Here is a 22,644-nt window from a genome sequence, read left to right as displayed (position 1 = left end):
GCCAGTCGGCCGGTCGGCTGGTTCGGTTACTGCTTCTCGAAGAGAACAGTGATCGTGTTCGCGGAGCCGAGAGAGGCGGCCGCGATGGTGCCGGTCACCCCATGCCCCTTGAAAGCCATCGTGTTGGCGATGCCACGGACCTCGGTGTCCGAGGTGATCTCATAACCGGCGGCCGGCAGTGCCTGGCGGTAGAACGTGCGGACCTCGTCCTGGTCCACGCCCCGCATCGTCACAGTGGAGTGGCTGCCGGCGGTGGCCCCGACCTCGACCGTGGCCTTGGGCGGGACCGGGAAGCCCGGCGGGACGTTCGTGCCCTTCAGCGCGTCCGCCCCGGTCGCGGTGTCCACGGTCCCGACGCCGGGCAGCGACGTCGGGACTCCCGTCGGGATGCCGGACGGCAGCAGCGAGGCCAGGCCGGTCGGCAGGGCCGTGGGCAGGCCGGACGGCGCGCCGTCGGGCAGCGAGGCCGGCACCGACGGAGTGGGTAGGTCGTCGAGGCCGTCGCCGCCGCCACAGCCGGCGAGCGCGACGGCGGCGGCAGCGGCAGCTCCCGCGGCGAGCAGCCGGGTGCCGCGGCGGCCCCGCTCCGTGGTCCGGTCGCCCGATCCATCGCCGTCCACGGGCCCGACGACTCGCCGGACCCGGGTGCGGGTGAAGTGGTGCATGCCCGGTCGCCCCCTCTCACGATCGGCACGTGGTGTTGGCCGCGACCTGTCGGCGCGGCCCGCTGTGCACAAGATCGGCCGAAGGACACCCTAACGGGGCATCGTCGTGGCTTCTCCCGGCCTGTCACCAATGCGACCACTCACGGCATTCAGTGGCCTCCGGTCGGCATCGGCGGCATCGGGGGGCGCGCGGTCGGGGCCGCGCCCCTTCCGTCGCCGACTGGATCTGTGGCGCCCCTGACCGTGGGCCGCGGAAATGGAAAAGGGTCACTGATCGGCAGGCCGGTCGGTCATCGCTTTTTGCTCTGATATGTCCTGATGTGCGCTCATTGTTGACGCGTGGTGGCGGCGGCTACGCGTGGACGGATCCGCGGGTGCGCCCCGGCGATGCGCCGTCATCCGGGGTGTCTTGTGGCTGTACGTTCCTTTTGTGACGGTCACGAACAACGCGGTGATCGGTATGGCTCTGAAGTACATCGAGGCGAATCCGCAGGAGCGTGACCTGCTGCGCTCCTTGATCGTGCTGGCGTTGCACGGGCCGCCGATCGTCACTGCCACCACCACCCCGGCCCATGTGACCTGCAGCGTGGCCCTCGTCTCCGCCGACGGCCGGGTGCTGCACACCAGAGCCGGCGGGAGGTCCTGGAAGCTGCCCGGTGGTCACGTCGACGGGGCGGACCAGTCGCTGCTCGGCGCCGCGCTGCGCCACCTGGCGGCCCAGGCCGAGGTCGAGGCGAACGGGCTGATCCCGGCAAGCGTGCTGCCGGTCGATGTCACGCCGCACCCCGTCGATGCGGTGCCGACCCGGGACGAGCCGGAACATGTTCACTACGAGGCCACATTCCTGCTGCGTGCCGCCGACGGAGCTCTGGAACAGCCCGCCTCCCGGCAGAGCTCCCGGCGGTGGGTGAGCATCGCCGACGTGCGAGGCAAGCTGGGTGACAAACTCAGGTCGGAGGCGGCCCGCTCCCGCGTCTGACGGAGGCTCAGTGGACACGATTCCGATCCGATTCGTCGACGATCACCTGGTGATCGACATTGCGGAGTCGCTGTCAACGGTGCGCTCCGACGGGCGGCACCTGTGGCTCGGCGGCGACGAGACCGTGACGATCGAGCGCGTCACCCTCGCCGCGGCCGGCGATGCCTTCGAGGAGCACGTGAGCTTCCCGGTCGGCGACTTCCTGCCGCTGCCCGAGCCGGCCGACGAGGACGGTGTCGTGCCGGAGATCGACATCGAGGGCCTGGATCTCGCCGGCGGGTACCTGTGGTTCACCGGATCGCATGCCAGAACCCGCAAGAGAGTACGGGCGGACCACGCTACCGAAGCCGCCCTCGCCCGGCTCGCCAAGATCAGCAACAACGGCAACCGTCATATCGTCGGACGAATTCCGGTCATGAGTACACCGGACGGGCCGGTGCTGGTCGCATCGGCGCCGGACCCGGCCCACCCCGGCGAGATGCTGACCGCGGCCGCCCTGGGCCTGAGCAAGAGCACCCGGCTCACCCGCGAGCTGCGGGAGGACCCGCACCTGGGCCCCTTCCTACGGATCCCGAGCAAGGACAACGGCCTGGACATCGAAGGCCTTGCCGTCGTCGGCGAGCGGATCTACCTGGGGCTGCGGGGTCCGGTGCTGCGCGGCTGGGCGGTCGTCCTGGAGCTGAGGGCCGCCGGGGCCGACGGCCAGAACCTGGTGCTCGCCCCGTTCGACGACGGTGCCGTCTATCGCAAGCATTTCCTCGACCTCGGCGGCCTCGGTGTGCGCGACCTGATGGCGGACGGCGAGGATCTCCTGCTCCTGGCCGGCCCGACGATGGACCTCGACGGCCCCGTCCGGATCCACGCCTGGCGCGGCGCCGCGCGGGCCGAGACGTCCGTCGTGGTGCGTGACGGGGCGATCGAGAAGGTGCTCGACGTCCCCTACGGCGACGGTGTGGACCACGCCGAGGGCATCACGCTGATGCCGGATCCCGCCGGCTTCGGGCGGCATGCCGTGCTCGTCGTCTACGACAGCCCCGCCGCGCACCGCAGACAGCACCGCCACGAGATCCTCGCGGACATCCTTCCGCTCCCGGCCGCCTGCCGCTGAACCGGCGGCAGGCGGCCGACGGGCCGGCTACCGCCCCGAGATGCGAGCCACCGCCCGCATCTTGTTCATCGCGTCGAGCGCCGCGACCTTGTACGACTCCGCGAGGGTCGGGTAGTTGAACACGGTGTCGACGAGGTAGTTGACCGTCCCGCCGCACCCCATCACGGCCTGCCCGATGTGGACCAGCTCGGTGGCGTGCGTACCGAACACGTGGATCCCAAGCAGCCGGCCGTCCTCCGGGCTGACCAGGAGCTTCAGCATCCCGTAGGAGTCGCCGAGGATCGCGCCGCGGGCGAGCTCGCGGTATCGGGCGATGCCCACCTCGAACGGCACCGCACGTTCGGTCAGCTCGTCCTCGGTGCTCCCCACGTAGGAGATCTCGGGGATCGTGTAGATGCCGATCGGCATCAGCTCGGCCCGCATCCCGGTGGTCGGCTCGCCGCAGGCCGCGTAGGCGGCGAGCCGGCCCTGCTCCATGGACGTCGCCGCCAGGGCCGGGAAGCCGATGACGTCACCGACCGCGTAGATGTGGTCGACCTCGGTCCGGAAGTCCGGGCCGACCAGGATGCGGCCGCGGTTGTCCGCGGAGAGCCCGGCGTTGCGCAGCTGGAGAACCTCGGTGAGGCCCTGCCGGCCGGCGGAGTACATGACCGTGTCGGCCGGGATCTTCTTGCCGCTTTCCAGCAGGGTGAGCGTGCCGCCGTTGTGGCGCTCGACGGACACCACGGATTCCCGGAACCGAAAGGTCACCGCGAGATCACGCAGCTGGTACTTCAGCGCCTCGATGATCTCAAGGTCGCAGAAGTCGAGCATCCGGTCGCGCCGCTCGACCACCGTGACCTTGGTGCCCAGGGCGGCGAACATCGAGGCGTACTCGATGCCGATCACACCTGCGCCGACCACGACCATCGAGCCGGGAATGCGGTCGAGATCGAGGATCTGGTCGCTGTCGACGACCGTGCGGCCGTCGAAGTCGACCGAGTCGGGCCGCGCCGGCCTCGTCCCGGTCGCAATGATGATCTTCGTTGCGCGGACCTGCCGCTCCTCGACCCCGCCCGGGCTGCGGACGCTGACGGTGTGGGGGTCGATGAAGGTCGCGAGACCCGAGAGGACCTGGACCCGGTTGCGGGTGAGCTGGCTGCGGATCACATCGATCTCACGGCCGATCACATGCTGCGTCCGCGCGGAGAGGTCCGAGACGGTGATCTCGTCCTTGAGTCGGTAGCTCTGCCCGTACACCTCGCGCTGAGCCAGCCCGGTCAGGTACATGACCGCTTCGCGCAGGGTCTTGGACGGGATGGTGCCCGTGTTGATGCAGACGCCGCCGATCATGTCCCGCTTGTCGACGACCGCGACGCTGCGCCCGAGCTTGGCCGCGGCGATGGCGGCCTTCTGCCCGCCGGGCCCGGAACCGATGACAAGGACATCGACCTCATGCACGTCGTTTCCCCCTGTCATTTATCGTGTCACGCCGAGGCTATCCGCCAGATCGACCGGGAACACCCACTACTCGGTGTTGTTACGTCTTTTTCCCGGTCACTTCCTCGCATCGTCACATCTGCGACGCCGGGTCGGACGTCCGTGTCGATGGACACATACAGCCACAAGGTGGATGCGGTTGGTCCGCCGGTGCCCACCCGGGTGAGTGCCCCGGCTGCTGGCTCCCGGCTGCGCGGCAGCTACGGCTGCGGCTGCCACGGCCACGGCCACGGCCACGGCCACGGCTGCGGCTGCGGCTGCGGGGCAGCCGGCCTGCGCACCTGCAGCGGCGGCGGCCCACCGGGCTGCGATGCCCCGTGGAAAATTCCTGACGCGGGGGCCGTAACGAAAGTTCCGGTGCCTCGTTGGACCTGTCGCAGGGGGTCGCGGGAGTCGTGGAGGCTGGCTGGGGGGTCTTCCACGGCTTCCGCGGCGGGGTGCCGAACCGTCAGGGGGGCGGGTACGGCATGAGGGACCCGGCTCGCCTGGTGGTCCAGGGAGCCGGGTCCACCCGAACCCGGTTACGGATGCGTCACGGGTGCGTCATCGACAGCACGTCGAGGGCCGCGTCGAGTTCGGCCTCGGTCAGCTTGCCCGCCTGGATGTAGCCGCGCTCCAGCACGACCTCGCGGATGGTCTTCTCCTCCGCCAGGGACTGCTTGGCGACCTTCGCGGCCTCCTCGTAGCCGATGTACTTGTTCAGCGGCGTCACGATCGACGGCGAGGACTCGGCGTACCGCCGGCAGCGCTCCTCGTCCGCCGCGATGCCGTCGATGCACCGGTCCGCGAACAGCCGGCTGATCGTCGACAGGATGTGGATCGACTCCAGCACGTTGCGCGCGATGACCGGCAGCATCACGTTCAGCTCGAAGTTGCCTGCCGAGCCGCCGAAGGCCACCGCGGCGTCGTTGCCGACGACCTGCGCGACCACCTGGCAGACCGCCTCCGGGATGACCGGGTTGACCTTGCCCGGCATGATCGACGAACCGGGCTGCAGGTCGGGCAGCCGGATCTCGCCCAGCCCGGCCCGCGGGCCCGAGGAGGCCCAGCGCAGGTCGTTCGAGATCTTGTAAAGCGAGATCGCGATCACCCGCAGCACACCGGACGCCTCGACGAGCCCGTCCCGCGAGGCCTGCGCCTCGAAGTGGTTACGGGCCTCGGTCAGCGGCAGCCCCGTCGTCGCCGCGAGCTCCGCGATGACCGCGGCGGAGAAGCCGGGCGGCGTGTTGATTCCGGTGCCGACCGCGGTGCCGCCCAGTGGGAGCTCGCCGACCCGGGGCAGCGCGGCGTTCAGCCGCTCGATGCCGAGGCGGACCGCCGCCGCGTAGCCGCCGAACTCCTGGCCGAGGGTCACCGGCGTCGCGTCCATCAGGTGGGTGCGCCCGGACTTGACCACGCCGGCGAACGCCTCCGCCTTGCGCTCCAGCGAGACCGCGAGGTGGTCGAGCGCGGGAATCAGCTCGTGCACGATGCCCTGCGTGGCTGCCACGTGGATCGACGACGGGAAGACGTCGTTGGACGACTGCGAGGCGTTCACGTGGTCGTTCGGGTGGACGGGCCGCCCGAGCCGGTCCGAGGCCAGTGACGCCAGCACCTCGTTGGTGTTCATGTTGGAGGAGGTGCCGCTGCCGGTCTGGAAGACGTCGAGCGGGAACTGGTCGTCCCAGTCACCGCGGGCCACCTCGCCGGCGGCTTCGGCGATCGCCGCGGCCACGTCGCCGTCGAGTACTCCGAGCTTGGCGTTCACGGTCGCGGCCGCCGCCTTGATCCGGGCGAGCGCCGCGATGTGGGCGCGGGAGATCCGCTGGCCGGAGACGGGGAAGTTCTCGACTGCCCGCTGCGTCTGCGCACGCCATTTCGCCGAGGCCGGCACCCGCACGTCACCCATGCTGTCGTGCTCGATGCGGTATTCCTGCTCGCTCATGCGCCGATCTCCCGAGATGTCGTCAACATTGACCTGGCCGGTCGCCGGCGCGACCACCCGCGAAGGACATCCGCGGCGCTGGCCAGCTACTGAGCCTTTTCCGTCGTCGACCCGTACCTGCGGCAGCCCCCGGCCGTGGACCGTGAGATGGAGAAGGCTCACTGCCGACCCTAGGACATGAGGAGCTTCCGTCGCCGGGGCCGAGGTCATGGCGGATGCTCGTCACACCCGCCGTACGGGGCGCTGGGCAGGCCGGACGGTGCCCCGCCACACCCGGCGGCGCAGCGTGGTCATGCCCGGCGGTGCAGCGTGCCGCGCCGGCCGCGCCGGTGGGACTGGTGGCACGTTCGTGGGCGTCGGGCCCGCAAAAGAGAGGCGCCGGGTTCGGCGCGACCGCAACGACTTGTGCGGTCGCGCCGAACCCGGCGCGAAGTTTCGAACCGATGCTCCGAGCGCCGGTTCGGGATATCCCTCGGCCCGTGTGGGCTTCGGGTTACTGCGGGCCTCAGCCCGCGGCCCGCTCCTTGGCCCGGATGTCCCGCCGGAGCTCCGGCGGGAGAGCGAACAGCAGGTGCTCGTCGGCGGAGGTGACCTCCTCGACGTCGTTGAACCCGCGCTCCGCCAGCCACGCCATGACGCCCGTGACCAGCTCCTCGGGCACCGACGCCCCGCTCGTCACCCCGACCGTCTCGACGTCGTCGAGCCAGCTCTCGTCCACCTCGGTGGAGTCGTCCACCAGGAAGGACTTCGGTGCCCCCGCGTCCAGGGCGACCTCGACGAGCCGGACCGAGTTCGACGAGTTCGGCGAGCCGACGACGATCAGGAGGTCGACCTTCTCGGCGATCTCCTTGACTGCCACCTGACGGTTCTGGGTGGCATAGCAGATGTCGGAGTTCGGTGGACCCTGCAGATGCGGGAAGCGCTCGCGCAGAGCGTTCACCGTGGTCATGGTCTCGTCGACGGACAGTGTCGTCTGCGAGAGGAACGCGACCCGCTTCGGGTCCCGGACCTTCACCGCAGCCGCGTCCTCCGGACCGTCCACGAGATGAATGCGGTCCGGCGCCTGGCCAGTGGTGCCCACCACCTCCTCGTGGCCCTCATGACCGATCAGGAGGATGTCAAGATCCTCCTTGGCGAACCGGCGAGCCTCGGAGTGCACCTTGGTGACAAGGGGGCACGTCGCGTCGATGGTGCGGAGCTGACGCGAGGCTGCCTCCTCGTGGACCGTCGGTGCCACGCCGTGCGCCGAGAACACCACCGTGGCGCCTACCGGCACCTCGTCGGTCTCTTCAACGAAGATCGCGCCCTTAGCTTCCAGCGTCTTGACGACGTGGGCGTTGTGCACGATCTGCTTGCGTACATACACCGGCGACCCGTACAGATCGAGTGCCTTCTCGACGGTCTGGACCGCGCGATCGACACCCGCGCAGTAGCCGCGCGGCTTGGCCAACAGGACCCGCCCCATGTCGCAGCAGTCTACGCGGGTGCCGCTCGGCGCCAAGGGCCGCCGAGCGGAGCATCACCGGATGCGAACATCGTCCGAGCCATGATGACCTTGCCGGCCCGGTGGGTCGTACGGTGCGTGGATGGCCCTGACGTCGACGCCCGACGAACCGCTCCCGGTGCGGACGATCTCCCGGGCGATGGGTGACTGGATCTCCCGGTTGGGGCGGGTCTGGGTTGAAGGTCAGGTCACGGAGATCTCCCGCCGGCCCGGCATGGGGACCGTTTTCATGACTCTGCGTGACTCCGTGGCGGACGTCTCCCTGCGGGTCACCTGCCCCCGCGCGGTGTGCGACGCGGTCGGTCCGGGGCTGGTCGACGGTGCCCGGGTCGTGGTGTGGGCCAAGCCGTCCTTCCATGCGGGTAGGGGCACGTTGGCCCTTGCGGTCACGGAGATTCGGCCACTCGGTGCGGGCGCCCTGCTGGCCCGGCTGGAGCGGCTGAAGGCGACGCTGGCGGCCGAGGGGCTGTTCGCGGCGAGCCGCAAGAAGCGGCCGCCGTTCCTGCCCGGAGTCGTCGGGCTGATTACCGGCCGTGCATCCGCGGCCGAGCGGGACGTCGTCGAGAACGCGCGCCGCCGGTGGCCGGCCGTGCGCATCGAGCTACGCGAGGTGGCCGTCCAGGGGCCGCTGGCGGTGAGCCAGATCATCGACGCACTGGCCGAACTGGACGCCGACGGCGCCGTCGAGGTGATCGTCATCGCCCGCGGCGGCGGCTCCCTGGAAGATCTTCTACCGTTCTCGGACGAGGCCCTCCTTCGTGCCGTTGTCGCGGCCCGGACACCGGTGGTGTCGGCAATCGGACACGAGCAGGACACACCTCTGCTCGACTTCGTGGCCGATGTCCGGGCCTCCACCCCGACGGACGCGGCCAAGCGGGTGGTCCCCGACGTCGTCGAGCAGGCCGCCGGAGTGGACGCGCTGCGTGGGCGGGCCCGCCGCGTTCTCACCCACCGGCTCGACATCGAGGCCCGCCGCCTCGCCGACCTGCGGGGTCGTCCCGTGCTGGCGGYGCCGCTGCGCGAGATCGAGCACCGGGAGCAGGCAGTCGAAACCCTGCGCTCGCGGTCGCGACGCTGCGTTCTGCACGCGGTGGAGGTCGCCGAGCGTGACCTGGCACACGCCGCGGCCCGGATGCGCGCGCTGTCGCCGGCCGCGACGCTGGACCGCGGCTACGCCCTGGTCCAGCGGGCCGACGGCCTCGTCGTCCGGTCACCGGCCGAGGTGACCGGCGGCGAGCGGCTGGTGGTCAGGGTCGCGGGCGGTACCTTCGCCGCCAGCGTGGCCGCCACACCGGCCGTCGCCGCCGCACCCGCCACTGTGGATGACGTCGATCCGGATGCCGCCGCTGTGGATGACGCGGAGGCCACGCGGGCGCGCGTGGTCGGCGTAGGCGGTGTGAGTACCCAGACAACCAGCGGGGGATCCGCCGGCACGGGGCAGGGACATGGAGACCACGATGACTGATCTTGAACCGACGCCGACAGCGGGCGCGGCCGATGCCGGTCAGCCCGGCGCCGGCCGGCCCACCGCGCGTGCGTCGCACGACGGTGGTTCCGAGGTCACCTACGAGGCGGCGCGCGCGGAGCTGGAGGAAGTGGTCCGCAGGCTGGAGGCCGGCGGGTGCTCGTTGGAGGAGTCGCTGACACTCTGGGAGCGCGGCGAGGAGCTCGCGTCGCTGTGTCAGCGCCTGCTGGACGGCGCCCGGTCCCGACTCGCGGCGAACCCGCTCGGGCCGGCGTGAAGGCCCCGGCGAGGGCCGGAGCCGCCTGACCTCCCGGTTCCGCTCGTCAGACGGTGCCGCTCGTCAGAACTCGAACTGGGTGGCCATGCTGCTGCTACGGCTGGGTGAGGTCGATCTTCACGGGGAAGGGCGCGGCGGCTTCGACCACGCCCGCGTGAACATCGCCAACCCGGTAGGTCCGCGCGGCCGGATCGAGCAGGTAGGTGTGGACGAGTGGGACACCGGCCGCGGACTGCTCGATCCGCCAGTAGAACGGGATGCCGGCCCCTGCGTACTGCTCCGGCTTGAAGACGCGGTCGGTGGTTTCCGAGCCCGGCGACACGACCTCACCCACCAGCAGGATGTGCTCCGGGCGCATCGGCGCGGCACCGACCGCGCTCGCTCGGTACACGACGATGTCGGGCCGGCGGACGGTGAGCGGCACGTCGTGAAGCCGAACATCGAAGTCGAGATCGGCGAACCACTCAGGCGCCCCGGCGGCCTCCAACGCGACAGCCACCTTCTTGRCGAGCCGGTTGTGCTGGAGGGACGCGCTCGGGACCATGACGACCATCCCGTCCACGATCTCGATGCCCTGGGCCTGCTCCTCGGAAAGCGAGTCGTACAGCTCAGCGGTGATCTGCTGGTGCATCCAGGCGGGCGGGACGCTCTCTGCGGTCACGACGCACCTCCGTGACTTGACCCCGGCTGATCTGACCCCGGCTGATCTGGATCCAGACCCGATTCCCCAGTGCAAGCGTAGCGTGCCAGTCGGGTGCCTCCGGGTGATGTGACCCTCTCCGACCGTGACCTCCGTGCGGTCGCGCGGAGCGCGCCGGCGCGAGTTCTCGTGTGGCGGCTCCGGGGCGGTGCCGGCTGTAACACGTTGGGTGGATCCGGCGGAGGTGGCAGGGGCGGGTCGGGCCGTAGGGTCAGGTGGCGGGGTTGCAGGTGACGGCCCCCGGCGCGGTCAGCTCTGGTCGCGCCGGTCCGGCGGTCGGAACTGGAAGATTGAGGGCGTGGCGCGTCAACGCGGTCAGGAAACAATTCGGGACATGGTGCTGTCGCTCGCGGTGGTGCTGGCGGGGGTCGCCGTCTTCTTCGTCTTCGTGATGCCGCACGGCGACGACGAACCCGACGTCGCCGTGGTCGAGGACATCGAGGCCACGCTCAGCGCGTACGCGCGCCAGGCGCCGTACCCTGCCTCGGCGCCGGCGGGTCTGCCGGAGGTCTTCAAGCCCACCACCGTCCGGGTGACGCTGCCCTCCGGCGGAACCAGTGATGGGGACAACACCCGGATCACCATCGGCTATGTCGTGGACCGGCCGGATGACCGGACCTTCGCTCGGTTCCTGCAGAGCAACGCCCCCGACGCGGTGCAGGCCATCCTCGGCGACCGCCCCATCACGGGCTCGGTGGACGTCGCCGGCCAGACCTGGGACGAACGGCGTGACAGTGACGGCCACCTGGCGCTGACCCGGGTTGACACCGGCGGCGTGACGTCGATCGTCGACGACGGCGGCGGCCCAGGTGGGGCGGAACAGGCCGATCTGGCGACCGTCGCCGCCGCGCTGCGCCCGATCGACGTCAACGCGGTCTCGGGCGCGGCCTGACCCACCGGGGCGTCTGCCGCAGCCGGTGACTGCCGCAGCCGGTGACTGACGTGGCCAGTGACTGACGTGGCCTGGCGCGTGCCGGTGGCGCTGTGCCTCTGCGGGTGGCCCGGTGCCTGCCGCAACCCGGCGTGGGCCGCGGCGCCCCCCCGCGGCCCGCGGCCCACGCGGCTCCGGGGGCACACCCGAAACGCGGATTGACCAGAAACGACCGCGGGTGGCCGTCACGCCCCCTCCGCGTGACGGCCACCCGTATCAACCTGTTTGACGCGGGTCGTCCACCGAAGGTTGCGCGGCCTCCGAAGATTTTTTCTGGCGGCTCCGTCGCCGCTCTGTGATCCCTTGCCGGGGCGGCCGACCAAGATCCATGGATGGGCCGTGCCACTGGCGTCGGGCCTCTGAGCGGGCCGGACCCGTCCGGCTGACCAGGGTGCCGCACCGGAGCGTGACGGTGACGTGCCGTCGGTGGTGATGGGAGCCAGGCAACTCTCGGCGGCACGCGGGGCGGCGGCGAACTACGCTCCATCACGTGGCTGCCGAGACCGCTTCCGTACCTGTATCCCTCGCCGTCGAAGGCCAGGCGCCAGACCGAAACCTGGCACTGGAGCTGGTCCGGGTGACCGAGGCCGCCGCGCTGGCCGCTGCCCGCTGGGTCGGGCGCGGTGACAAGAACGGCGCCGACCAGGCCGCTGTCGACGCCATGCGCCGGCTCGTCGGGACGGTGTCGATGCGCGGCGTCGTCGTGATCGGCGAGGGGGAGAAGGACGAGGCCCCCATGCTGTACAACGGCGAGGAGGTGGGTTCCGGCGAGGGGCCGGAATGTGATGTCGCCGTCGACCCGGTGGACGGCACGACCCTGACCTCCAAGGGCATGAACAACGCGGTTTCGGTGATGGCGGTCAGCGAGCGCGGCTCGATGTACGACGCCAGCGCCTGCTTCTACATGGAGAAGCTCGTCACCGGGCCGGAGGCGGCCAGCGTCGTCGACATCGATGCCCCGGTGGAGGACAACATTCGCGCGGTCGCGAAGGCGAAGGGCATCCTGCCGCGCGACGTGACGGTCGTGGTGCTCGACCGCCCGCGGCACACCGAACTCGTGGACAAGATCCGGGCAGCGGGCGCCCGGGTGAAGCTCATCTCGGATGGTGACGTGGCCGGCGCGGTCATGGCCGCCACCGAGGACACCGGCGTCGACCTGCTGCTGGGGATCGGCGGCACCCCGGAGGGGATCATCGCGGCCTGCGCGGTGACGTGTGTCGGGGGCGTGATCCAGGGCCGCCTGTGGCCGCGGGACGACGCCGAACGGGCGAAGGTCGTCGCCGCCGGCCACGACCCGGGCCGGGTCCTGCACACCCGTGACCTGGTCAGCAGCGAGAACGTCTTCTTCGTGGCGACCGGAATCACTGACGGCGAGCTGCTCGCGGGTGTGCGCTACCGCCCGGGTGGCGCGAGCACCTCGTCGCTGGTCATGCGGTCCCGCTCCGGCACCATCCGGCGGGTCGACAGCCAGCACCAGCTGACCAAGCTGCAGGCCTACTCGACCGTTCCGTTCTGATGAGTCGCCATGGCTGAGCTGGCACTCGCCCGGTTCGTCCCGCCCGCGGCGGCGGGCCGGCGGCTACCCGGTGTACCCGGCGCCGCCGCGGTGCGCCGCGCGGTGACCCGTCTCGACCGTCCCGGCCCGCACGGGAGCGCGGCCGACGTGACGACGTTGCCCGAGGCGCTGCGGCGGTTCCTGGCGCATCCACGCCCACCGGTGCTGCTGGGTGCCGTCGGCGCCGTCGCGGCGGTCAGGTACGTGCGCGGCCCGCTGCGCCGGCGCGATGCCGTCACCGCGGCGGCCTGCCTGGGCGCGCAGCCGTTCGTCGAGTGGGCGGTTCATCGGTGCCTGCTGCACGCCCGGCCGGGCGGGGCGCTGGGTTCGATCGGCTACCAGTTGGCCGGCTACGGCCACGAGCAGCATCACCGTGACCCCGCCAACCTGGACACGATGTTCCTGCGTCCGCGGGAGGTGACGGCCGGCGCGGCAGCGGCGGTGGCGGTCGCGGCGCTGGCCCCGCCGACCGCCGGGACGGTGGCGGTCTGCCTGGGCCTCGGCGCGTTGGCCTACGACTGGACGCATTTCCTGATCCACACCTCGATCCGGCCGTCGAGCCGCTACTACCGGCGGGTGTGGCGCGGGCATCGCCTGCACCACTACCGCAACGAGGGGTACTGGCTCGGCGTGACGAGCCCGGTCGCCGACCTGGTCCTGGGGACGGCACCGGGGCGCGACGAGGTTCCCGTCTCGCCGACGGCGACCGGCGCCATCAGCCGCGGCGCCGCACGCCGTGCACCGCGGCCCGCCCCGGTGCCCCTGCACAGCCTCGCCCGGCCGGCCTGACCTGGCTCCTCGACCGGCTCGTCTCACCCGCCGATCACGAATTGCCTGGCTGCTGCTACTGCAGTCCCGCCGCGGGCTGGTGGCGGTTTTGACGTCGTGGCGCTGAGGCGCGGCTGTGGCCGCGCGGGCGTCGGTGCCGGAAACCGGCCTGGCTGGTGAGGCCGACGAGAATCCCGGTCAGCGAGTCGGCCTGGGCGGCGAGGGTGTGCTGGGCGACGACGTTGGCTCGGGCCCGGGCTCGTAGCAGGTCGGCGAGCGTGCCGTTGTCGAGCACCTGGGCGATCTTGTCGCTGAGGTCGGCGATGTCGTCCGGGCGGGCGATCAGCCCGGTGGCCTGGTCGGTCACGATCTCCGGCACTCCCGTTGACGGGAAGCAGACCACGGGCCGTCCGCAGGCCTGCGCCTCCAGCACACAGCGCGGAAGCCCTTCGAGGCTGGACGTGAGAACCAGGACGTCACTGGCCCGCAGCAGGTCGCCGACGTCGGTCCGGGGCCCCAGAAAGACCACACGGCCGTCGAGCAGCTCAGCACCCAGCCGCCGAGGCGAGGTCGGTGAACTCGGATCCGTGCTGGGCGCGCCCGCGACAGCCAGCCGGGTCGACGCCAGGTGCTGGGGGAGCGCGGCCACGGCGCGGATCACCGCGTTGATTCCCGAACGCTGGTCGAGCCGGGACACGACCAGGACCAACGGCGCCGTCGGGTCGGTGGACAGGCTCGCCCGCACCGCGGGGTCCACCGGACCGGGGCGCAGCCGGTCGGTGTCGACACCGCTGCGGACGACCACAGTCCTCCCGGCCGCCCAGGGTGGCAGGGAGGACGCGACCGCGTCGCTGACCGCCACGGACCCGGCGGCGGCGCGCACCACCGCCCCTCGTAGCCGACCGACCAGATCCGGGTCGTTCTCCTCATGGAGGACGAGAAGGGCCGGTCGTCGGCACGCGGCCGCAGCCAGGACGGCGGCCAGGTGGGACCAGTGGCTGTTGGCCTGCAGGACGTCAACGTCGAGGCGCCGCGCGAGCTGTGCGGCGCGGGCAGCGGTGGCCACGGTCCGCCCGGTCTCCCGGGCGGTCAGAGCGCGGTCGCGGGGTCGGTCCGGATGGCGCAGAGTTCGGCTCAATGGCCCCGGAAGCGTGGCGTGTTCCCGACCCGCGGCCTGCCAGGCGGCCGCGGCCGGGCTGCCGGGCGGAGTGGCCAGGATCTGCTCGACGCCGCGCCGCTCCAGCAACGGCGCCATTCGAAGGACGAAACGCTGGGATTCCCAGAGCCCCGCCCCCTGCTCGATGACGAGGACCCGCGTGACCGGCTGCTTGTCCACACTTACGAAGCTACGGCAGGTAGTTCGCCGTGTCTCCTTGGTGACCAACCGGATGGCTGTCGACCAGGTAGGCCCAGCCGACAGCTGACAGCGCGGCAACCGTGCGCCCGACCAGGAGCGCCAGGGCGTATCCCTCGGCTTCGTGGCCCGGGGACGCCAGCGGGAGCAGGGCGGCCAGCGCGAGTAGGCCGGTCAGCGTGCCCGCCCGGTGGATCACCGGCCGGGTGGCGGTGGCCCGAACCGCGGGCAGCGCGTCGATCGCAAGGGTGAGCAGGAGCAGCCGCAGCGTGGCGGTGCCCTCGGTCGGATAGCCGGGGCCGAACGAGGCCCAGAGCGCCGGTGCGGCGACCAGGGCGACAGCCACAGCCGGCAGGACAGCCGGCCCGCGGTCGCTGACCGGCCCGGCCGCCGCGGCGACGGCGAAGGCGGCCAGGGCGAAGGAGGCGCAGGCCGCGTCCGCCTGCTGGCTCAACAGAATGGCGGCCAGTCCGGTCGCCACCGCGGGCCACAGCACCCGCCCCGTTGCGGTCGTTCCTGTCGCCGGCTGGCCGCCGGTGAACCGTTGCCCGGCCACCTCTCGCCCACGGACCCCCTGCCCGCGGACCCCCTGCCCGCGGACCTGGTGCCCGCGGACCTGGTGCCTGATGGCCAGTCGCTCGGGAACCCGTTGCCTGGGAATCCGCGGGTGCCCGCTCGGGACCGGGACCGGGACCGGGCCGCGTGGGGTGGGGCGTGGTCCCGGGGCGGCCGCTGGCCCGGTGGTTGCGTGCCAGAGCAGCCATCCACACCGCGGACCGGCGGCCAGCGCTACCGGTGCCAGCCACGCGAGCAGTGCCAGGTGCACCTGCCCGACCGCGGTCGCGACGAGCGCGACGAGCGTGCCGGTCCGGATGAGCCCGACCGCGACCGCGCCGATCCCACCAGGTCCCATGAGCAGTCCGGGCTCCATCAGTGCATGGCGGCCCGGATCGGGAAGCTTTCGGGACCGCTGCCCGCCCAGGTGACCGGGCCACAACGCCCCGCTGGCCGCGGCCAGCGGCACGAGGATGAGGAAGCCGGGCTTCGTCCGGAGGAAGTCGAGGTCCGAGATCAACCAGCCGCCGCCCTCGGTGAGCGCGACGGCCATCAGCATGGCCAGCCCGCCCGCCCGCAGCTGACCGCTCGGGCCGGTGTCGCCCACGGCCGCCCGTGCCACCTGGACGATGGCCCACAGGCACAGGGCGACGGTGGCATCGGCGGCGAGCACTGATGCCGGCATGCGGTGGGCGGCGAAGCACCAGAAGACCCCGGCCAGCAGCAGGCCCGCCGACTGGGCGGCGGTGCCCAGGCGGCGGCTGGCCGCGACTGCCCGCGCGACCCCCGCGACCCCCGCGACCCCCGCGACCCCCGCGACCCGGCGCGGTGCCCTGAGCCACCTGAGCCGTCGGGATCGATCGGGCCGCTGTGAAAGGCCGCTTCGCCTGGCCAGCGGCCCGGGGCCGGACCGCGACGGGTTGCCCGCCAGGTCCGGCCAGTCGCTGCTTCCGGTCCACGCGGCGGGCCAGGCCCAGTCGGTGCTCCCGACCAGCTCAGCACCGCGGGCCCGCCGGGTGCTCCGGAACCCGCGCCGCCCGACCGCCGGCGTCGTCACCGCTGCGGGTGCCCAGGCCGGTCAGCCGGTGGAAGCTGCGTTGCCCGGGGAGCTCGTGGCGCGAACAGGGGGTGGTACACGCCACTGACGCGGGTCGGCACGCGGACCCCGAGCCCGGGCTGGACGAGCCGCAGCCTCGACCCGGAGAGGAACGTGCGAGGCAGCGTGCGGCCGATGCCGTCGAGCCAGGCACGAACCCGGTGGTCGGTGAGGCCACCGCCGACGGTCAGGCGGGTGAGCGCGAACGGATCGTCGCCCGGATGGGACAGCGCCTCGCCCACAGCGCAGGCAGCGCTGTAGCCGGCGGCGATGACCAGCTGGCGGGCCGGGGGATCCCACCCACCGCGCGGATAGGCGAAGGACCGCGGTTCCTCGCCGGTGATCGCGGCCAGCCGCCGCCGGGACAACGTGATCTCCGCGGTCACGTCCGAGCGGTGCAGGCCGTCGAGGCGCCGCCCGCTGTGGCCGCTCGCACCGATCTCGACGCCCAGTTCATGCAGACGGCGGATGTCGGCCTCGCTGAGCATGCCGGGTGTCCCCAGCCGGGACGTGGTCACGAAGACGGTGGCCGCGTGCCCCCGCTCGGCCAGCTCGCGGGCTGCCACGAACGTCTCGGCCCGATCCCCGTCGAAGGTCACGACGATCGCGTCCGGCGGAGCGTCGGCCGACCGCAGCGCCGAGCAGTACTCGGTGACGGTCATGAAGTGGCGACGGGCTCGCTGGATCATGCGGCGGTGGCGGGCGAAGACCGCCGGTGTGACGGTTGATCTGCGCGGGGCGTGCCCGGCCGGATCGGCGGCAACGTCGTAGCGCAGGATCGGGACGGGGCGCGGCCGGTTGGGTGGGCCGCCGCGTCCGCGTGCCCGGGTGGTGTTCGTCGGCGCGGAACGCGCCGTCTCGGTTCTCTCCGGGCCTTCCTTGAATTCTTTGTGCTTGGTAGTCGTGACGGATTGCGGGGAAGACACTATCGCCCCTCCAGCGGTCCCCGGGCCGACCGCCTTCACGGGTCGGCCATATCGCGGAAAGTAACCGGTCGGCGTCCAGCGGAATCTAGCATGGGCTATTGCCACGAGTAGCGGTGCCGTTACGGTAGGGAGATCTGTGTCAAGAGGTGAGCTGAAAATGAATGGTCAGCGGCGCGGCTCCGCTGATGGGCGGTTCTTTGTTGCTTGTGGGCAAGGTGAAGCGCACGCCTGTCGCCATTGAAAGAATTTCAATCATCTAGTTCTTGGGGATTCGATATGGGCGTGCGGGCGTGGCCGGTTGAAAGGCCTCGCCGTCGCGACGCCGGCGTGTGCTGTGTAGCCCGCCAAGCCCACGAGTGGGCCGGCGGGCCGACATCTCCACCTCGACGTGGTCAGAGCTCGGCGTGGCGGCCGGCGGTGTGACAGCAGGATGCGGACGCCGCGCCGCTGCCCTCAGCACACCGCCAACGCCACCGCCCTAGGGCGGTGGCGCGACCGCCCGGGCGGCACGGCGTTGCAGGCGGGTGAACCGCGGGCATACGCATTTGCCGCAGTCACTCCCCGGACGGTAATGCCGGTGCGAATCGTCCAGATGGCCGCACCGACACTGCCGCCACCAGGAGCGCGGAACGCGATCCCGGAAATTCGGCGTGTAGGTGGCCACGGGGTAACAGTACCCCACGGCCCTGCCGGTTCCGCTGTTGCGCTGATGACCCTCGGGTGCCTATTGGTGGTGGGTGCCCTTGCTGGCCTGAGGAAAGCCCATGAGTGCTAACCCGTGAACAATGTGGATGAATGCGTCTTCTGGCGCCTTGGTGTGTGTCGTGGGTCGCCGCCTGCACGCCTGGACCTTCCGGGCGCCGTGTCCCGGAACGCGGCCGCGGCACGACCGACGGCTGCGGCACGACCGGCGGCTGCGCCGGATGCGGCAGAGCCTCGTGCGGTCAGGGCCTCGCGCGGCAGGGCTCCGTGTCGCAGAACCTCGTGGCGAGCGCCCGTCGTTCATCCGTCCGGCGCGGACCGGATCAGGTCAGCGGATGTGATCGGATCACGGCCTGGTGGGCCGTGGGCGGTGTCAGATGGGCCGGCGCCGGCGGGCCGCCGCGGACTGGGCCAGGGAACGCTGCCGCTCGCGCCGGGCCACCTGCACCCGCCGCCCGCGGAGGGCCGCGAGGACGGCGACAAGGATGACTGCCGCGAGCAGGACCGGAGCGTGCAGGATCATCTCGTACCCGACGTTGATCGCCCGGTCCTTCAGCCCGCTGCTCCCGCCTTCCGCGGCCGGGTTGACATAGCCGACGATGATCGTGATCACCGCGTAGGCGAGCGGCGGCATGATGACGACGCCGATCAGGTCGTCGACGTGGACTCGCACCACGGCCAGGACGCATGCGGCCACGAAGAGGACACCGAAGACAAACCGAAGATTGTCGAAGAGCAGCGAGTCGATGATCGCGCCGACAGCGCCCACGACGATGACGAGCAATGCTGCGCCGAACGCGGACAGACCTCGGCGGGTTCCGGTGACAACCGTGGCCGGAGGTGGTGATCCGACCCGTTCACGTTGGTTGTACGGGTAGCCGTCATCGGGCACGCGGCCGCGCCCGGACCTGCCGGGCGGTCCGGCGGGCTGCCGGTGGGGCGGCGTACTCACCAGGGCAACGTACCGCCCCAAGTTTGCGGCTGCGTCAGGGCGATAGTCAGACTAGCCAGCGCGTCTTGGTCGCCGCACTTTGGGCATACCTTTATGCACGATGCGCTACCAATATGCGTGGCGCAGCGCCGCCCCGGTGCATGGTCGACTCCGGGTCGAGTGGACGCGTCCGCCGTGGTCACGGCCCTTGGTTCGCCTGGAGTGCGGCGGTTTCCGGGCCGGCGGGGCGGTTGTCCCGAGCGGGTGGGGGCCCTGCGGCGGAGGTGACCGAGCGATGACTGTCAGGCTGCGGACAGTGCGGGGATCCTCCTGGTGCTGATGATCCGATGGTGCCGGTTGCCGGGTGTGCGCCAGCCCCCGGTCCGGCACCGGCACGCCCTGCGGAGCCCGGGCTCCCCGATCACCCGTAGACTCCTTGCCCATGGGTCTGTCGATCGGCATCGTCGGGCTGCCCAACGTGGGTAAGTCCACGCTGTTCAACGCCCTGACCCGTAACGAGGTCCTGGCGGCCAACTACCCGTTCGCGACGATCGAGCCCAATGTGGGTGTCGTCGGCGTCCCGGACTCGCGGCTCGCGAAGCTGGGCGAGATGTTCTCCAGCGCGCGGGTCGTCCCCGCCACGGTGAGCTTCGTCGACATCGCCGGCCTGGTCAGGGGCGCGTCGGAGGGGCAGGGGCTGGGGAACCGCTTTCTGGCCAACATCCGCGAGTCGGATGCTGTCTGCCAGGTCGTCCGGGTCTTCTCGGATCCCGATGTGGTCCATGTCGAGGGGAACGTCGACCCGGCGTCCGACATCGAGACGATCAACACCGAGCTGGTGCTGGCCGACCTGCAGACGATCGGCGCCCGGCTGCCGAAGCTGGAGAAGGAAGTCCGCCTGGATCGCTCGAAGCAGCCCCTGCTGGCGGCGATGAAGGCGGCCCAGGAGGTCCTCGACGCGGGCCGCCCGCTGTCGAGCGAGCCGTCGATCGACCGGGCCGAGCTGCGCGAGCTGTTCCTGCTGACGGCGAAGCCGTTCCTCTACGTCTTCAACGTCGACGAGGACGTCCTGGCCGACCCGGGCCGGCACAAGGAACTCGCCGACCTGGTGGCCCCGGCCGACGCGGTGATCCTCTGCGCGAAGGTCGAGGCCGAGCTGATCGAGCTGCCCGAGGAGGACGCCACCGAGCTGCTGGCGTCGCTCGGGCAGGAGGAGAGCGGGCTGGCGCAGCTCGCCCGGATCGGCTTCCACACTCTCGGGCTGCAGACCTTCCTCACGGCCGGGCCGAAGGAGTCACGGGCCTGGACCATCAAGGCCGGTGACACGGCTCCGGAGGCCGCCGGCGCGATCCACAGCGACTTCCAGCGCGGTTTCATCAAGGCCGAGATCGTGTCCTATGACGACCTCATGTCCGCCGGCTCCATGGCCGCGGCCCGCGCCGCCGGCCGGGTCCGGATGGAGGGCAAGGACTACGTGATGGCCGACGGCGACATCGTCGACTTCCGCTTCAACGTCTGATTCGGGGTCGCTTCCGCAGGTGGCGGCGGGGCGAGGTTGATCGTGTTTCACGACCGGTACACGAGACCATGCGGAGTCCACGGCCTTGCGGGTCCGGCCCTCGCTGTCCGGCATCAGGTGCCCGTACTTCGAGAGCACCAAGCTCAACCCGGCGGCCCGGTTTGGCGAGTCGCAAGAGTGAACGATTTTGGTCGTTTCGATGCCCAAAATCCTTCTTTCTTGCGGGATGCCAGGTGACTCTGCGCCTAAATCTCACCCCTTTTCCGGTGATTTGTCGGTGCTGCGTGGCGGTGCGGGTTCTCGAGTGGCGGTGCGGGGTTCTCGATGAGTGGCCATGCGGGTGGGGTTTCGCATTCCGTCACCATGGCTCCGCCAAGCCCGTGCCGGTGGCCCGGATCCGCCGCGTCTCGAGATTCTGCTACTGGCTCCTGGACGACCGAAATCCTCAGATCTTCGAGCTGTGACTGTTGCTGTGGCTCGCCGACGTGCGGAGCCGGGCGCGTCGGGCAGAGCCGGGGGCGCCTTCCCGCCAGCCCTGCCACACCCACACCGCGATCGCCGTCATGAGGCAGGCGAGGCCCAGCAGGGTCAGTGCCACTCCCGCGGCGCCGTGCTTTTCGTCCATGGCCCCGACGAGAGAGTTGAGGGCCACGCCGGTGAACACGAGCGCGAGGGCGCCGGAGGAGATCTTCCCGTGCTTGCCATGCACAGGCCGGTCGCCGGTGGCGCGGCGGAGGAAGAACAGCGCGACGATTCCGAACGGCACGGCCGATACCCAGCCATAGGTCTCCACTCGGCCAGTATGGGGCTCCGTCACTCCCACATGCGCCCGGTGAGACCAGTTTGTCGGGCTGGCCGAGGCGTCGGATTCGCCCAGCCGCGGCATTTGCCAGAGGTTGGAGACATCTGGCGGTCTTGGCGACCTTAACGGTCCTGGCGGCTGTATTCACGCCGCCGTGCGCGTTTCGCCCGGCGTTGCGGCCGGGGTGGGCCTGACCCAGGTTCGCTAGGTTCGCTGGCCCAGACTGACGCCGGACCCTCTTGGGCTCCTCAGCAGGCGGGCGGCCCGGGGCAGCACCGAGACGGCGGCTTCGGCCGGCCCGCGTCGCCCGGTCAGCTGCCAGGCGGTGGCGGCGGCGAGCGCGACCAGGATCTGGAGCACGTACGACCAGGTCGGGTCCGTGGGCAGGGCGTGCGTGGACATCACGACGACGTGCAATGTGTAGAAGGTGAGCGTCATCGCGCCGACGGCCGTGATCGGGCGGGTCAGCGGGATGTGCGCCACCAGCAGGGCCAGCCCGAGCAGCGCCAGCGCCGTTCCGGTGGTGTGGGCCAGGTCCAGCGGCGTGGTCGAGTGGGGGGTGTCGACGGCCAGCCACCAGGCGGAGTCGGTCGGCGTGGTGCCGTACAGGCCGGAGTCGATGAACCAGCCCTGGGGCAGGTTGCCCACACCGGGGACGGCCGCCGGGTCCTCGAGGTGCTCGCCGCCGCCGAGCGGCCCCAGCAGCAGCCAGGACGTCCCGCTCGCCACGACGGCCAGCAGGAGGCCGCCGGCGAACAGGCGCACGGCGACCACGCGAGATCGCAGATCGGCGTGGGCCACCGCCATCCCCGCGCACAGGTAGCCCAACCAGGCCAGTGCCGGGTAGACCCCGGTGAGCGTCAGCTTCGCCAGCAGTGGGCCGGGCTGGCCCAGATCGGCGAACGTCGGCGAGGACAGATCGGACACCGGCAGGTCGTCCCGCACGGCCTGGCTGATCACCGGTACCGCGACCATCGCCAGGACGGCCACTGTCACCAGCACGGGGACGTCCGCGCGCAGCAGTGGCAGGGCCAGGACGAACAGCAGCGCGTAGTAGACCAGGATGACCGCGATGCCCGAGTCCGCGTAGGCGAGGGCCAGGCCGATGACGCCGATGCCCAGCGCGCGGAGGAACACCGAGAGCTGGGCCTGCGCGGTGCTGCGCCGACGGGTGGACAGGACCAGCGCCACCCCGGCGAGCACCGCGAACGCCGCGGCGGCCCGCCCCGCCGCGATGGTGAACGCGGGTGAGATCGCCGGATGGTCCGTGGCGGTGTCGGTGAACGCGGGGTACACATGGGTTGCCACCATGCCGATCAGCGCCACGCCGCGGGCCAGGTCCACCCCGATGATGCGACTGGACGCGGGAGGTCTCGATTCGTCCATACCGTCCAGGGTCGCAGG

General features: G+C 71.3%; 19 protein-coding genes. 8 read left to right on the top strand and 11 right to left on the bottom strand.

Going from position 1 to position 22,644, the window contains the following annotated elements:
- Nucleotides 1-26: 26 nt before the first annotated feature.
- A complete protein-coding gene (locus CcI49_RS23895) occupies nt 27-665 on the bottom strand; it encodes a hypothetical protein (protein ID WP_054565213.1) in 639 nt (212 codons plus the stop codon).
- A gap of 430 nt (nt 666-1,095) precedes the next feature.
- Between CcI49_RS23895 and CcI49_RS23890 the strand changes: the two genes are divergently transcribed.
- A complete protein-coding gene (locus tag CcI49_RS23890) occupies nt 1,096-1,644 on the top strand; it encodes an NUDIX domain-containing protein (protein ID WP_235497709.1) in 549 nt (182 codons plus the stop codon).
- Between the two features lie 10 nt (nt 1,645-1,654).
- Entirely contained in the window at nt 1,655-2,752 is a 1,098-nt protein-coding gene (locus CcI49_RS23885; RefSeq protein ID WP_054565211.1) for a DUF3616 domain-containing protein, read from the top strand.
- 27 nt (nt 2,753-2,779) lie between these two features.
- Here CcI49_RS23885 and sthA read toward each other — a convergent pair whose 3' ends face one another.
- From sthA to CcI49_RS23870, 3 genes are all read right to left on the bottom strand, one after another.
- Nucleotides 2,780-4,192, bottom strand: coding sequence for a Si-specific NAD(P)(+) transhydrogenase (gene sthA / locus CcI49_RS23880; RefSeq protein WP_054565496.1), 1,413 nt, complete (start codon nt 4,190-4,192; stop codon nt 2,780-2,782).
- A 571-nt stretch (nt 4,193-4,763) separates the two neighbouring features.
- Nucleotides 4,764-6,155, bottom strand: a complete 1,392-nt coding sequence (locus CcI49_RS23875) for a class II fumarate hydratase (RefSeq protein WP_076829794.1) — start codon at nt 6,153-6,155, stop codon at nt 4,764-4,766.
- Between the two features lie 505 nt (nt 6,156-6,660).
- Nucleotides 6,661-7,620, bottom strand: a complete 960-nt coding sequence (locus CcI49_RS23870) for a 4-hydroxy-3-methylbut-2-enyl diphosphate reductase (RefSeq protein WP_054565210.1) — start codon at nt 7,618-7,620, stop codon at nt 6,661-6,663.
- A gap of 121 nt (nt 7,621-7,741) precedes the next feature.
- Between CcI49_RS23870 and xseA the strand changes: the two genes are divergently transcribed.
- Together xseA and CcI49_RS23860 are read left to right on the top strand one after the other, a co-directional pair.
- Complete coding sequence (xseA, locus tag CcI49_RS23865) at nt 7,742-9,124, top strand: exodeoxyribonuclease VII large subunit (RefSeq protein ID WP_076829485.1); 1,383 nt, start codon at nt 7,742-7,744, stop codon at nt 9,122-9,124.
- Nucleotides 9,117-9,401 carry an exodeoxyribonuclease VII small subunit gene (locus CcI49_RS23860; protein WP_076829791.1) on the top strand — a complete coding sequence of 95 codons (285 nt, stop codon included), beginning with the start codon at nt 9,117-9,119 and terminating at the stop codon, nt 9,399-9,401. The genes xseA and CcI49_RS23860 overlap by 8 nt, the downstream gene beginning before the upstream one ends.
- Before the next feature lie 94 nt (nt 9,402-9,495).
- Here CcI49_RS23860 and CcI49_RS23855 read toward each other — a convergent pair whose 3' ends face one another.
- Nucleotides 9,496-10,062, bottom strand: a complete 567-nt coding sequence (locus CcI49_RS23855; protein ID WP_347280138.1) for a Uma2 family endonuclease — start codon at nt 10,060-10,062, stop codon at nt 9,496-9,498.
- 337 nt (nt 10,063-10,399) lie between these two features.
- On the opposite strand from CcI49_RS23855, the gene CcI49_RS23850 reads away from it, so the two are divergent.
- The 3 genes from CcI49_RS23850 (at nt 10,400) to CcI49_RS23840 (ending at nt 13,376) form a co-directional block, all read left to right on the top strand.
- Nucleotides 10,400-10,993, top strand: a complete 594-nt coding sequence (locus tag CcI49_RS23850; protein WP_076829482.1) for a DUF4245 domain-containing protein — start codon at nt 10,400-10,402, stop codon at nt 10,991-10,993.
- A 529-nt stretch (nt 10,994-11,522) separates the two neighbouring features.
- On the top strand, nt 11,523-12,548 hold the full coding sequence (glpX, locus tag CcI49_RS23845) for a class II fructose-bisphosphatase (RefSeq protein ID WP_198955614.1): 1,026 nt from the start codon (nt 11,523-11,525) through the stop codon (nt 12,546-12,548).
- Nucleotides 12,549-12,557: 9 nt separating this feature from the next.
- The gene (locus tag CcI49_RS23840; protein WP_235497708.1) at nt 12,558-13,376 is read left to right on the top strand and encodes a sterol desaturase family protein; all 819 of its coding nucleotides are present in this window, start codon (nt 12,558-12,560) and stop codon (nt 13,374-13,376) included.
- A 55-nt stretch (nt 13,377-13,431) separates the two neighbouring features.
- Here the strand turns inward: CcI49_RS23840 and CcI49_RS23835 are convergent, their stop codons facing one another.
- The 4 genes from CcI49_RS23835 to CcI49_RS23820 all read right to left on the bottom strand — a co-directional run bounded on the left by CcI49_RS23835 (nt 13,432) and on the right by CcI49_RS23820 (nt 18,880).
- Nucleotides 13,432-14,691 (bottom strand): glycosyltransferase family 4 protein, encoded by a 1,260-nt coding sequence (locus tag CcI49_RS23835; protein ID WP_054565206.1) that lies wholly within the window; start codon nt 14,689-14,691, stop codon nt 13,432-13,434.
- A gap of 10 nt (nt 14,692-14,701) precedes the next feature.
- The gene (locus CcI49_RS23830) at nt 14,702-16,321 is read right to left on the bottom strand and encodes a hypothetical protein (RefSeq protein ID WP_076829480.1); all 1,620 of its coding nucleotides are present in this window, start codon (nt 16,319-16,321) and stop codon (nt 14,702-14,704) included.
- Nucleotides 16,318-17,286: a polysaccharide deacetylase family protein gene (locus tag CcI49_RS23825; RefSeq protein WP_076829477.1), complete on the bottom strand. Its 969-nt coding sequence runs from the start codon at nt 17,284-17,286 to the stop codon at nt 16,318-16,320. Before CcI49_RS23825 ends, CcI49_RS23830 begins: the two co-directional genes overlap by 4 nt.
- A 1,075-nt stretch (nt 17,287-18,361) precedes the next feature.
- Nucleotides 18,362-18,880, bottom strand: coding sequence for a DUF6542 domain-containing protein (locus CcI49_RS23820; protein WP_054565203.1), 519 nt, complete (start codon nt 18,878-18,880; stop codon nt 18,362-18,364).
- 481 nt (nt 18,881-19,361) lie between these two features.
- Here CcI49_RS23820 and ychF point away from each other — a divergent pair, with 481 nt between their 5' ends.
- Nucleotides 19,362-20,438, top strand: a complete 1,077-nt coding sequence (gene ychF / locus CcI49_RS23815; protein WP_054565202.1) for a redox-regulated ATPase YchF — start codon at nt 19,362-19,364, stop codon at nt 20,436-20,438.
- A 445-nt stretch (nt 20,439-20,883) separates the two neighbouring features.
- On the opposite strand, the gene CcI49_RS23810 is transcribed toward ychF, so the two are convergent.
- Both CcI49_RS23810 and CcI49_RS23805 read right to left on the bottom strand, forming a co-directional pair.
- Nucleotides 20,884-21,204 (bottom strand): hypothetical protein, encoded by a 321-nt coding sequence (locus tag CcI49_RS23810; protein ID WP_152991264.1) that lies wholly within the window; start codon nt 21,202-21,204, stop codon nt 20,884-20,886.
- 240 nt (nt 21,205-21,444) lie between these two features.
- Nucleotides 21,445-22,626 carry a heparan-alpha-glucosaminide N-acetyltransferase domain-containing protein gene (locus CcI49_RS23805; RefSeq protein WP_054565200.1) on the bottom strand — a complete coding sequence of 394 codons (1,182 nt, stop codon included), beginning with the start codon at nt 22,624-22,626 and terminating at the stop codon, nt 21,445-21,447.
- Nucleotides 22,627-22,644 lie beyond the last annotated feature (18 nt).

Origin of the sequence: Frankia sp. CcI49, assembly GCF_001983215.1 — a bacterium.
GTDB classification, from domain to species: domain Bacteria; phylum Actinomycetota; class Actinomycetes; order Frankiales; family Frankiaceae; genus Parafrankia; species Parafrankia irregularis.
Note: the sequence above shows the minus strand (reverse complement) of the source record. Positions and strands in the feature narration are given on the sequence as shown.